Below are 12329 nucleotides of genomic sequence, written 5' to 3'. Positions count from 1 at the left end.
CTGCTGAAACGTGGAGAACCTGATTGCGCTGCTGGTGGCGGCGCCCCTGCTCGGAGCGGTCGTCCTGCTGTGCGGCGGACGCCGGCTGGACCGCGTCGGCCACTGGATCGGCACCCTGCTGGCCGCCGTGTCCTTCGTGATCGGCGTCGTCCTCTTCGCCGACCTGCTCGGCAGCGGCGCCGAGGACCGCACCCTGACGCAGCACCTGTTCAGCTGGATCCCGGTGGAGGGCTTCCAGGCCGACGTCGCCTTCCGGCTCGACCAGCTGTCGATGACGTTCGTCCTGCTGATCACCGGTGTCGGCTCGCTCATCCACCTGTACTCGGTCGCGTACATGGAGCACGACGAGCGCCGCCGCCGCTTCTTCGGCTACCTGAACCTGTTCCTCGCGGCGATGCTGATCCTCGTCCTCGCCGACAACTACCTGCTGCTGTACGTCGGCTGGGAGGGCGTCGGTCTCGCCTCCTACCTGCTGATCGGCTTCTGGCAGCACAAGCCCAGCGCCGCCACCGCCGCGAAGAAGGCCTTCCTGGTCAACCGCGTCGGCGACATGGGCCTGTCCATCGCGATCATGCTGATGTTCCTGTGGTTCGGCACCTTCGCCTTCGGGCCGGTGCTCGGCGGCCACGGGGAGGCCGGGCTCGCGAGCGGGGCGGACGAGGGCAAGCTCACCGCGATCGCCCTGATGCTGCTGCTCGCCGCCTGCGGCAAATCCGCCCAGGTGCCGTTGCAGTCCTGGCTCGGCGACGCGATGGAGGGCCCGACCCCGGTCTCGGCCCTCATCCACGCCGCGACCATGGTGACGGCGGGCGTCTACCTGATCGTCCGCTCCGGCGCCATCTTCAACGGCGCGCCGGACGCGCAACTGGTGGTCACCATCGTCGGCGCGGTCACGCTGCTGTTCGGTGCCATCGTCGGTTGCGCCAAGGACGACATCAAGAAGGCACTGGCCGGCTCGACCATGTCGCAGATCGGCTACATGGTGCTCGCCGCGGGCCTCGGCCCCATCGGCTACGTCTTCGCGATCATGCACCTGGTGACGCACGGCTTCTTCAAGGCCGGGCTGTTCCTCGGCGCCGGCTCCGTCATGCACGGCATGAACGACGAGGTCGACATGCGCCGCTACGGCGGACTGCGCACGTACATGCCAGTCACCTTCGTCACCTTCGGCCTCGGCTACCTCGCCATCATCGGCTTCCCGGGCCTGTCCGGCTTCTTCTCCAAGGACAAGATCATCGAGGCGGCGTTCGCCAAGGGCGGCACCGAGGGCTGGATCCTCGGCGCCTGCGCCCTGCTGGGCGCGGCCATCACCGCGTACTACATGACGCGCGTGATGCTGATGACGTTCTTCGGCGAGGAGCGCTGGCGCAACGCCCCGACGCCGTCGCCGGCCAAGCCCGACGTGGAGCCCGCCGCCGAGACGCGCGGCGCCTACGAGCCGCCGCACCCGCACGAGTCGCCGGGTCTCATGACGATCCCGATGATCGTGCTGGCCGTCGGATCGGTCGCGGGCGGTGCCTTCTTCAGCATCGGTGACCGCTTCCTGCACTGGCTGGAGCCCATCACCGGGCACAGCCACGGCGACGCGCCGATCAGCGCCGGTACGGTCACCGGGGCGACGGTGGCCTGCATGGTCATCGGCGTCGCCCTCGCCTGGGCGCAGTACGGGCGCCGTCCGGTCCCGGCCGTCGCCCCGCGCGGGTCGCTGCTCACCCGGGCCGCCCGCCGCGACCTGCTCCAGGACGACTTCAACCACGTCGTCCTGGTCCGCGGCGGCGAGCACCTCACGCGCTCCCTGGTCTACGTCGACCACACCCTGGTCGACGGAGTCGTCAACGGCACGGCGGCCTCGGTCGGCGGCCTGTCCGGGCGGATGCGCAAGTTGCAGAACGGCTTCGCGCGCTCGTACGCGGTCTCGATGTTCGGCGGTGCGGCGCTCCTCGTCGCCGCGACCCTGCTGATGAGGGCGGTCTGATACCGATGTCCTTTCCCCTGCTGACAGTCACGGCGGCCCTCCCGGCCGTCGGGGCGATCGCCACGGCAGCCGTGCCGGCCGCGAAACGCACCGCGGCCAAGTGGCTGGCGCTGCTGGTCTCGCTGGCCACGCTCGCGCTGGCCGTCGCGGTCCTGGTCCGCTTCGACCCCGACGGCGACCGCTACCAGCTGACCGAGTCCCACTCCTGGATCGCGGACTTCGGCGTCCGGTACGAACTGGGCGTGGACGGCATCGCGGTGGCGCTGATCGCGCTGACCGCCCTGCTGATCCCGTTCATCATCCTCGCGGGCTGGCACGACGCCGACCCGCTGGAGACCGGCAGCAGCCGGTGGCGGCCGACGCAGGGCTTCTTCGCCCTGATCCTGGCCGTCGAGGCGATGGTGATCATCTCTTTCGAGGCCACCGACGTCTTCCTCTTCTACATCTTCTTCGAAGCCATGCTGATCCCGCTGTACTTCCTGATCGGCGGCTTCGGGGACCGGGCGCACGAGCACGGTGAGAAGACGGCGGCGACCCAGCGGTCGTACGCCGCGGTCAAGTTCCTCCTCTACAACCTGGCCGGCGGTCTGATCATGCTGGCCGCGGTGATCGGCCTGTACGTGGTCGCCGGGAACTTCTCGCTCACCGAGATCGCCGAGGCGCGGGCCAACGGCTCGCTCGACATGGCGACCAGCACCGAGCGCTGGCTCTTCCTCGGCTTCTTCTTCGCCTTCGCGGTGAAGGCGCCGCTGTTCCCGCTGCACACCTGGCTGCCCAATGCCATGGGGGAGGCGACCGCGCCGGTCGCCGTGCTCATCACGGCGGTCGTCGACAAGGTCGGCACCTTCGCGATGCTCCGCTTCTGCCTCCAGCTCTTCCCGGAGGCCAGCAAGTGGGCGACGCCGGTCATCCTGGTCCTGGCGGTCATCAGCATCATCTACGGCGCGCTGCTCGCGGTCGGTCAGCGCGACATCAAGCGGCTGATCGCCTACGCGTCGATCTCGCACTTCGGCTTCATCATCATGGGCATCTTCGCGATGACCAGCCAGGGCCAGTCCGGCGCCACGCTGTACATGGTCAACCACGGCATCTCGACCGCCGTGCTGATGCTGATCGCCGGATTCCTGATCTCGCGGCGCGGCTCGCGGCTCATCGCCGACTTCGGCGGTGTCCAGAAGGTGGCCCCGATCCTGGCCGGCACCTTCCTGATCGGCGGCCTCGCGACCCTCTCACTGCCGGGCCTGGCGCCCTTCGTCAGCGAGTTCCTGGTCCTGGTCGGCACGTTCACGCGCTACCCGGTCATCGGCATCATCGCCACCCTCGGCATCGTCCTCGCCGCGCTCTACACCCTCGTCCTCTACCAGCGGACGATGACGGGCCCGGTGAAGGCCGAGGTGAGCGGGATGCCCGACCTGCGGGTGCGCGAGCTGGTGGTGGTGGCACCGCTGGTGGCGCTGCTGATCTTCCTGGGCGTCTTCCCGAAGCCCGTGACGGACATCGTCAACCCGGCGGTGGAGCAGACCATGTCCGACGTACACAAGAAGGACCCCCAGCCTGAGGTGGAGGCGGCCAAGTGAGCGCAACAGCCGTCCACAGCCTGTGGACAACGGCGGCGACGGCGGCCGACCCGATCGCCAAGATCGACGCGCCGAAGATCGAGTACGGGCAGCTGTCGCCCGTCCTCATCGTCCTCGGCGCGGCGATCATCGGCATCCTGGTCGAGGCCTTCGTGCCGCGCAGGTCCCGCTACTACGCGCAGATGTTCGTGTCCGCCGTGGCCCTGATCGCGGCGTTCGCGGCGATCGTCGCCCTCGCGGCGGGCGGATACGGCACGACCAAGGCCGGGATCGCGGCCATGGGCGCCGTCGCCGTCGACGGACCGGCCCTGTTCCTCCAGGGCACCATCCTGCTGACCAGCCTGGTCGGCCTGTTCACCTTCGCCGAGCGGCGCCTCGACCCGGAGGTGCACGGCAACCGCGTCGACTCCTTCGCCGCGCAGGCGGCCGCCGTCCCGGGCAGCGAGAGCGAGCAGAAGGCGGTCAAGGCCGGCTTCACCACGACGGAGGTCTTCCCGCTCCTCCTCTTCGCCGTCGCCGGCATGCTGGTCTTCCCGGCGGCCAACGACCTGCTGACGCTCTTCGTGGCACTGGAGGTCTTCTCCCTCCCGCTGTACCTGCTGTGCGCGCTGGCCCGCCGCAAGCGGCTCATGTCGCAGGAGGCGGCGGTCAAGTACTTCCTGCTCGGCGCCTTCGCCTCCGCGTTCACCCTGTTCGGCATCGCCCTGCTCTACGGCTACGCGGGCTCCATGTCGTACGGCACGATCGCCCAGGTCGTCGACGGCACCGTCCAGAACGTCACCCCGGCGCTCGCGGACACCATGGGCAACGACGCGCTGCTGCTCGTCGGCTCCGCGCTGATCGTCATGGGCCTGCTGTTCAAGGTGGGCGCGGTGCCGTTCCACATGTGGACGCCGGACGTGTACCAGGGCGCGCCGACCCCGGTGACCGGCTTCATGGCGGCGGCGACCAAGGTGGCCGCCTTCGGCGCCCTGCTCCGCATCCTGTACGTCGTTCTGCCCGGCCTGCGCTGGGACTGGCGGCCGGTGATGTGGGGCGTGGCGATCGTCACGATGCTGGCCGGCGCGATCGTCGCGATCACGCAGACCGACATCAAGCGGCTGCTGGCGTACTCGTCGATCGCGCACGCGGGCTTCATCCTCGCCGGTGTCATCGCGACCACGCCGGAGGGCATCTCGTCCGTCCTCTTCTACCTGGCCGCGTACTCCTTCGTCACGATCGGCGCCTTCGCGGTCGTCACTCTGGTGCGCGACGCGGGCGGCGAGGCGACGCACCTGTCGAAGTGGGCGGGGCTCGGCCGCAGGTCCCCGCTGGTGGCGGCGGTCTTCGCGGTATTCCTGCTGGCCTTCGCCGGTATCCCGCTGACCTCCGGGTTCTCGGGGAAGTTCGCCGTGTTCAAGGCGGCGGCGGAGGGCGGCGCGGCCCCGCTGGTCGTGATCGGTGTGATCTCGTCCGCGATCGCCGCGTTCTTCTACATCCGGGTGATCGTGCTGATGTTCTTCAGCGAGCCGCGCGCGGAGGGCCCGACCGTCGCGGTGCCGTCACCACTGACGATGACGGCGATCGCCGTGGGCGTGGCCGTCACGGTGGTGCTCGGTGTGGCGCCGCAGTACTTCCTGGACCTGGCGGGTCAGGCGGGGGTGTTCGTGCGCTGACGCTGCGCTTGCGGCGTTGCGGCTGTGGTCCGGCACCCTTCTCAGGGGTGCCGGACCACAGCCGTCTGTGCCGGGGCTACTCGCCGCCGCGGCGCGCTTTGACGGCGGTCAGATCCAGGTCCATCGGGAAGGGCGCGCTCACCTTCATGCGCTCGCGGAAGATGCCGACGCTGGTGTAGGCGCCGGTGGTGGGCTCCAGCTCGAAGGCGTGGACGACGGCGAGGCCCTTCTCGTTCTCCACCCGCCAGTAGTGGGCGATGCCGGCCCGGGCGTACTTCAGGGGCTTGGTCTCGCGGTCGCGGGAGACCGATTCGGGGGAGACGACCTCGACGGCCAGGGTGACGGCCTCGGCGGGGTAGCGGGTCTGCTCCGGGTCGTCCACCACGTCGCCTCGCACGACGATCACATCGGGCTCGGGCCGGTTCTGCCGGTCGATGTCGATGGTGAACTCGCGGATGACCTCGAACTCCTCTGGCGCGAGGGACTGGAGCTGCCAGTTGAAGAAGTCGACAGCGCGTGAGTGGAAAAGAGTCTGCGGACTCACGAAGACCAGGCTCCCGTCGATCAGCTCCGTGTGCGGAGGCAGGTTCGGAAGCCGGTCCAGGTCGTCCGCGGTCCAGCCGCCCTCCGGCGGAGTCGGCCAGTCGGGGGTGGACGCCTTCGGTGAGACGCTCATCAGTGCTCCCATGGGACGGAGTCTCGCGGGTGCAATCAGACTATCCGCCGGAATCAGGCGGGTCCCCCGCGAACGTGTGAACGATCGTCGTGTCCTTGACGCGGGCGGTGCCGGGCGGCCTGTGGATAACTCCCGGGCTGTCGGCGCGGACCCCTATCGTTGAGGCAGTGGTCGGGGCAGGACGGACCAGACAGGCCGGACGGGCGAGGTAGTACGTACGGGGGACCAGACGATGGGCGGGACGGGCGTGATCGGCGAGATGGCAGAGACGGCGCAGGTGAGGGACGGGGACAGCGAGGCGCTGGCCACCCTGCACCGGGTCTTCGGGTACGACGCCTTCCGCGGCGAGCAGGAGGCGATCGTCGAGCACGTGATCGCCGGCGGCGACGCCGTGGTGCTCATGCCGACCGGCGGCGGAAAATCCCTGTGCTACCAGATCCCGTCCCTGGTCAGGCCGGGTACCGGCATAGTGGTCTCGCCGCTGATCGCGCTCATGCAGGACCAGGTCGACGCGCTGCGGGCGCTCGGCGTGCGGGCCGGGTTCATGAACTCCACGCAGGACTTCGACGAGCGGCGCGTGACCGAGGCCGAGTTTCTGGCCGGCGAGCTGGACCTGCTGTACCTGGCACCCGAGCGGCTGCGCCTGGACAGCACCCTCGACCTGCTCTCCCGCGGCAAGATCTCCCTGTTCGCCATCGACGAGGCGCACTGCGTCTCCCAGTGGGGCCACGACTTCCGGCCCGACTACCTCTCCCTGTCGCTGCTGGGCGAGCGCTGGCCGGACGTACCCCGGCTCGCACTCACGGCGACGGCCACCGACGCCACCCACCGCGAGATCACCGAGCGCCTGCACATGCCGGCGGCGCGGCACTTCGTGGCCAGCTTCGACCGGCCCAACATCCAGTACCGGGTCGTGCCGAAGTCCGACCCCAAGAAGCAGCTCCTGAGCTTCCTGCGGGAGGAGCACGTCGGCGACGCGGGCATCGTGTACTGCCTCTCGCGCAACTCGGTCGAGAAGACCGCCGAGTTCCTCTCGCGCAACGGCGTCGAGGCGGTGCCCTACCACGCGGGTCTGGACTCGGGCACCCGCGCGGCGCACCAGTCGAGGTTCCTGCGCGAGGAGGGCCTGGTGGTCGTGGCGACCATCGCGTTCGGCATGGGCATCGACAAGCCCGACGTGCGGTTCGTCGCCCACCTGGACCTGCCGAAGTCGGTGGAGGGCTACTACCAGGAAACCGGCCGAGCGGGGCGGGACGGCCTGCCCTCCACGGCGTGGATGGCGTACGGCCTCAACGACGTCATACAGCAGCGCAAGCTGATCCAGTCCGGCGAGGGCGACGAGGCGTTCCGCCGCCGGGCCCAGTCCCACCTGGACGCCATGCTCGCCCTGTGCGAGACCGCCCGGTGCCGTCGGGGGCAGCTCCTTGCCTACTTCGGACAGGACCCGGACGCGTCCGCCTGCGGCAACTGCGACACCTGCCTGACCCCGCCCGAGACCTGGGACGGCACGGTCGCCGCGCAGAAGGTGCTCTCGACGGTGGTGCGGCTGAAGCGGGAGCGCGGGCAGAAGTTCGGCGCCGGGCAGATCATCGACATCCTGCTGGGCAAGCGCACCGCCAAGGTCATCCAGTTCGACCACGACCAGCTCTCCGTATTCGGCATCGGCGAGGAGCTGACCGAGGGCGAGTGGCGGGGCGTCGCCCGGCAGCTGCTGGCCCAGGGCCTGCTCGCGGTCGAGGGGGAGTACGGCACGCTGGTGCTGACCGACACCAGCGGCGAGGTCCTGCGGCGCGAGCGTGAGGTGCCGCTGCGCAAGGAGCCCAAGAAGCCCGCGGCGGCCAGGTCGGCGAGCGGTGGACGCAGCGACCGCAAGGCGAAGGCGGCCGCGGCCGAGCTGCCGGCGGAGCTGGTCCCCGCCTTCGAGGCGCTGCGCGCCTGGCGCGCGGAACAGGCCCGTGAGCAGGGCGTCCCGGCGTACGTCATCTTCCACGACGCCACCCTCCGGGAGATCGCCACCGTCTGGCCCACCTCGGTGGCACAGCTCGGCGGCATCAGCGGGGTCGGTGAGAAGAAGCTGACGACGTACGGGGAGGGCGTGGTCGGGGTGCTGGCCGGACTGGAGGGACCGGGCTCCGCCTCGGCGCCCGCGTCCGCCCAGGCGCCCGCTCCGTCGGACGGGCCGGGCACCGGGACCGGTGCGCACGGCGGTGCGGACGACTGGCCCGAGCACGAGCCGGAGCCCGAGCCGGAGGACTGGATATAGGGACTCGCCGCAGGGGAGCCTCCGTGTCCGTCCCTGGAGCCACCACGCCCGCGTCGCGTACGCCCTGACGTCGGCGTCCGTGTCGCCGGTGACGGTCGCCAGTGCCGTCCGGCGGTCCTCGGCGGTGGCCGGGCCCGCCCGCACCTGCCGGGCGGGGCCGGGCAGCGCGGTGAACGCACGGGCTGTGAGGGAGACCGGGCAGCCCGTGTCTGCCAGGGCGGCCAGGGAGGGCCAGGCAGCCCGTGTCTGCCAGGGCCGCGCCGGGAGGGTCGGGCAGCCCAGGGCCGGAGGGCGACGCCGCGGACCAGGGGGCGGCGTCCTCGGTCAGCCGCTTAGGCCGCTCAAGCATTGGGGGGAGGAGGCGCGACTGCCCGCTGCTACGGGCGGGGGCGACTGCCCAGCCGGGAGGCGGATGCCGTTAGGCCAGGGCTGTCAGGCCCGGGGCGAAGGTGATGAGGAGGGGGAGGAGGGGGACCAGGGCGGCCGTTGCCGTCGTCAGCGCGCGGTGACGGCGGGGCAGGCGGGGCCGGGGCTCCAGGAGACGGTCGACCCGTTCGCCGAGGAGCCGGTGGCTGGAGGCGCAGGAGAGGACGCCGCGGTGCTGGTTCAGCTCGATCAGTGCCAGCGCGGTGGTCAGGTGACCGCAGCGCCGGGAGGCGGTGTCGTCGGCCGAGAGCTCGACCAGCCGGTGGGTCTGGTCGCAGAAGTGGGCGAAGAGCGGGACGCTCGGGAATCCGGTGGCCAGGGCGGTCGACAGGTGCAGCAGCCAGTCGTGGCGGGCCCGGGCGTGGCCGCGCTCGTGGGTGAGGACGGCGTCCAGCTGATGGTCGGTGAGGCGGTGCAGGGCGCCGGTGGTGACGATCAGCTGCGGCGGATTCCCGGGCATCCACCAGGCGTCCGGATACTCGTCCTCCAGGACCAGCAGGGGCCCGCGGGCGGCGGGGAGTCCGGCGGGCAGGTCGGGGGCGCGCTCGCGCAGATGGGCGCGGGACCGGGCGCGCCGACGGCGGGCCTCGACGAGTTCACGCGCGAGCATCGCGGTCGTCCAGGCGGCACCCGCCGCCAGCAGCAGGGTGAGGACGGCCGCCCAGACCGGGCCGGCGGAGAGGTTGTACGCCGCGGTCACCGCGGGCGGCGCCGGTGCGAAGACCTGGGCGCGGACGGTCCCGAAGACGGCGGCGGCACCCAGGACGAGAGCCGTCAGACAGCACAGCAGCACGGTGGCGACCAGGCACTGCCACACCCACAGTCCGACCACGGGGTCCCGTTCGGGCCATGCGGAACGGGTCAGCGCGCGCGGCACCGGCACCGCGGCGGTCACGGCGACGACGAACAGCAGGAGCAGGCAGACGGTCATGCCACTGGCTCCGGATCCTGGTCGAAGGATGGGCGGCTCTGGCGGTACAGGGGCTGTGCTGTGCTGCGTCGGGCCGTGCGCACACCGCCCGACGCCAGTATGACGGGGCCGGGCGGTGTGAGTCAGGGGTCGGCGGGCATCGGATTCCGCGTGCGTGCCCCCACCAGCCGGTCGCACGGACTCCCCGGCGGCACGCGGCCGGGCCGCGCGGAACTTCACGGCTACACGGAAGCCTCCGGCCGCGCGGAACTTCCCGGCCGCGCCGAACCTCCCGTCGGAAGGAACCGCCCGGCCGCACGTGTCCCCGTACACGCCTCCCGGGGCCTCCCGGGCCAGGTCAGACGCTCCGTCCGACCACCCGCCCGGTCACCTCTCCCAGGCCCACCCGGACACCGTCCGGCCCCGGGGCCCAGGCCGAGAGCGTCACCACGTCCCCGTCCTCCAGGAACGTCCGCTTGCCGTCGGGGAGTTCCAGGGGGTCGCGGCCGTTCCAGGTCAGTTCGAGCAGCGAACCCCGCTCCCGCTCGGCCGACCCGCTCACCGTGCCAGAGCCGTAGAGGTCGCCGGTGCGCAGCGACGCGCCGTTGACCGTCATGTGGGCCAACTGCTGGGCGGCCGTCCAGTACATGGTGGAGAACGGCGGCTCGGAGACGACGTGGCCGTTGAGGGCGACGGAGATGCGCAGGTCGTAGCCGCCGGGGCCGTCCTGGTCGGCGTCCGTGTCGTCCAGGTAGGGCAGCAGTTCGTGCGTGCGCTCCGGCGGGGCGACCCGCGCTTCCTCCAGCGCGTCCAGCGGCGTGATCCAGGCCGACACCGACGTGGCGAAGGACTTGCCAAGGAACGGGCCGAGGGGGACGTACTCCCAGGCCTGGACGTCCCGCGCGGACCAGTCGTTGAGCAGGCAGAGCCCGAAGACGTGCTCGCGGAAGTCGCCGAGCGCCACCGGACTGCCCATCTCGGACGGCACACCCACCACGAAGCCGACCTCGGCCTCGATGTCGAGGCGGACGGACGGGCCGAAGACGGGAGCGGCGTCGGCCGGTGCCTTGCGCTGCCCAGACGGGCGGACGACGTCCGTGCCGGACACGACGACCGTGCCGGAGCGTCCGTGGTAGCCGATCGGGAGGTGCTTCCAGTTCGGGGTGAGGGAGTCCGCGGCATCGGGGCGGAAGATCTGGCCGACGTTGCGGGCGTGGTTCTCGGAGGCGTAGAAGTCGACGTAGTCGGCGACCTCGAAGGGCAGGTGCAGGGTCACCGACGACAGCGGATGGAAGAACGGCTCCAGGACCTCGCGGTGGGAGGGGACCGTCACCCACGCCGTCAGCGCGCGCCGCACGTCCGACCACGCCGTGCGTCCGGCCGCCAGCAGCAGGTTGAGGGTGGGTTGGGCGAGCAGGGACGCGTACGGCGAGCCGAGCGCGTGGGCCGCCGCGCCCGCGTCGAGGACGTGGTCGCCGAGCCGGACGCCCACCGTACGGTCCGTCCGGTCCGTCCGGTTCGGCCCGTCGGACGAGCCGGGGATCGAGAACACGCCGTACGGAAGGTTGTGCGGGCCGAAGGGGTCACCCTCGGGGACATCGAAGGGGGGCATCGGGTGCTGCCTCGCTTTCGTGCTCGCCATGTGCGCCGTGCGCGCCGGTGTGCCACGCGATCGGTGTGCCACGCGATCGGTGTGCGTGGTGTGACACGTGGTCGGGCCACACGTTACGGGTGACCTACCGGTCTTGGGCAGTGCGGCAGGAGGCAGTGTCCGGCAGGTCGTGGTGTCGCCGAACGGCGCTGAGGCCCTGAACCCGCTCCAGCCGATGATGTGTCAGGTTGTGGGACCTGACCGGGCGTTCGCGTGCATCGGCGGCCGGGTTCGAACGCACTCACCACGCCCTCGTTCGGAAGCGGTCACGGGTGAGTCGGAGGGGTGCGGTGTCCGTATTCTCTGATCATGGACCGCACCGCATATTCACTCGTCGCCACCGACCTGGACGGCACGCTGCTCCGCGGCGACGACACCGTCTCCGACCGGTCGCTGGCCGCGCTGGCGAGGGTCGCCGGGGCGGGTGCGCGCCACCTGGTGGTGACGGGGCGGCCGGCCCCCCGGGTGCGCCCGCTGCTCGACCGGCTCGGCTGCACGGGACTCGCGGTGTGCGGGCAGGGCGCGCAGGTGTACGACGCCGGTGCGCACCGGATGCTGTGGTCGGTCACCCTCGACCGGGAGCTGGCCGAGACCGCGCTCGGCAAGATCGAGGCCGAGGTGGGACAGGTGCACGCCGCCGTCGACCAGGACGGCGTCGACGGGCTGACGCTCATCGAGCCGGGCTACCTGATGCCCCACCCGACACTGCCCGCGGTGCGCGTCGAGCGTCGCGAGCAGCTGTGGTCCACGCCGATCAGCAAGGTGCTGCTCCGCCACCCCGAGCTGACCGACGACGAACTGGCGGGGACGGCGCGCGCGGTGGTCGGCTCCCTCGCGACGGTCACCATGTCGGGGCCCGGCACCGTGGAGCTCCAGCCCTGCGGCATCACCAAGGCGACCGGCCTGGCGCTGGCCGCCGAGCGCCTGGGTGTGGGGCGGCGGCGGACGATCGCCTTCGGGGACATGCCCAACGACATCCCCATGTTCCACTGGGCGGCCCACGGCGTCGCCATGGCCGGTGCCCACCCCGAACTCAAGGCGGTGGCGGACGAGGTCACCACGACGAACGAGGACGACGGCGTGGCCGTCGTCCTCGAGCGGATCTTCGGTACCGCGTGAGGCGGTACCCCATGGTGCGCCACCACATGGTGCGCCACCACATGGTGCTTCACCGCATGGTGCGCCACCGCGGCGGT

At 71.2% G+C, this 12329-nt stretch carries 8 protein-coding genes; 5 read left to right on the top strand and 3 right to left on the bottom strand.

The features are described from left to right. Window positions 1–10: 10 nt before the first annotated feature. Genes nuoL through nuoN form a run of 3 tightly spaced genes read left to right on the top strand, consistent with a single transcriptional unit; the run spans window position 11 to window position 5207 of the window. Window positions 11–1975, top strand: coding sequence for an NADH-quinone oxidoreductase subunit L (gene nuoL, locus B9W62_RS16070; RefSeq protein ID WP_087807809.1), 1965 nt, complete (start codon window positions 11–13; stop codon window positions 1973–1975). 5 nt (window positions 1976–1980) lie between these two features. Continuing rightward, window positions 1981–3552 carry an NADH-quinone oxidoreductase subunit M gene (locus B9W62_RS16065; RefSeq protein ID WP_087807808.1) on the top strand — a complete coding sequence of 524 codons (1572 nt, stop codon included), beginning with the start codon at window positions 1981–1983 and terminating at the stop codon, window positions 3550–3552. Continuing rightward, entirely contained in the window at window positions 3549–5207 is a 1659-nt protein-coding gene (nuoN, locus tag B9W62_RS16060) for an NADH-quinone oxidoreductase subunit NuoN (RefSeq protein ID WP_087807807.1), read from the top strand. Before B9W62_RS16065 ends, nuoN begins: the two co-directional genes overlap by 4 nt. Before the next feature lie 76 nt (window positions 5208–5283). Here the strand turns inward: nuoN and B9W62_RS16055 are convergent, their stop codons facing one another. Continuing rightward, complete coding sequence (locus tag B9W62_RS16055) at window positions 5284–5883, bottom strand: Uma2 family endonuclease (protein WP_087807806.1); 600 nt, start codon at window positions 5881–5883, stop codon at window positions 5284–5286. A gap of 232 nt (window positions 5884–6115) precedes the next feature. Between B9W62_RS16055 and recQ the strand changes: the two genes are divergently transcribed. After that, complete coding sequence (gene recQ, locus B9W62_RS16050) at window positions 6116–8146, top strand: DNA helicase RecQ (protein WP_087807805.1); 2031 nt, start codon at window positions 6116–6118, stop codon at window positions 8144–8146. A 418-nt stretch (window positions 8147–8564) separates the two neighbouring features. Here the strand turns inward: recQ and B9W62_RS16045 are convergent, their stop codons facing one another. Both B9W62_RS16045 and fahA read right to left on the bottom strand, forming a co-directional pair. After that, window positions 8565–9503 (bottom strand): M56 family metallopeptidase, encoded by a 939-nt coding sequence (locus B9W62_RS16045; protein ID WP_087807804.1) that lies wholly within the window; start codon window positions 9501–9503, stop codon window positions 8565–8567. A gap of 337 nt (window positions 9504–9840) precedes the next feature. Next, entirely contained in the window at window positions 9841–11094 is a 1254-nt protein-coding gene (gene fahA / locus B9W62_RS16040) for a fumarylacetoacetase (RefSeq protein ID WP_087807803.1), read from the bottom strand. 348 nt (window positions 11095–11442) lie between these two features. Between fahA and B9W62_RS16035 the strand changes: the two genes are divergently transcribed. Then, window positions 11443–12252, top strand: coding sequence for an HAD family hydrolase (locus tag B9W62_RS16035; protein WP_087807802.1), 810 nt, complete (start codon window positions 11443–11445; stop codon window positions 12250–12252). Window positions 12253–12329 lie beyond the last annotated feature (77 nt).

This window comes from Streptomyces sp. CS113, from assembly GCF_002188365.1.
Lineage (GTDB): Bacteria > Actinomycetota > Actinomycetes > Streptomycetales > Streptomycetaceae > Streptomyces > Streptomyces tendae.
The sequence above is the reverse complement of the archived record's forward strand: the minus strand, read 5'-3'. Positions and strand labels throughout refer to the sequence as shown.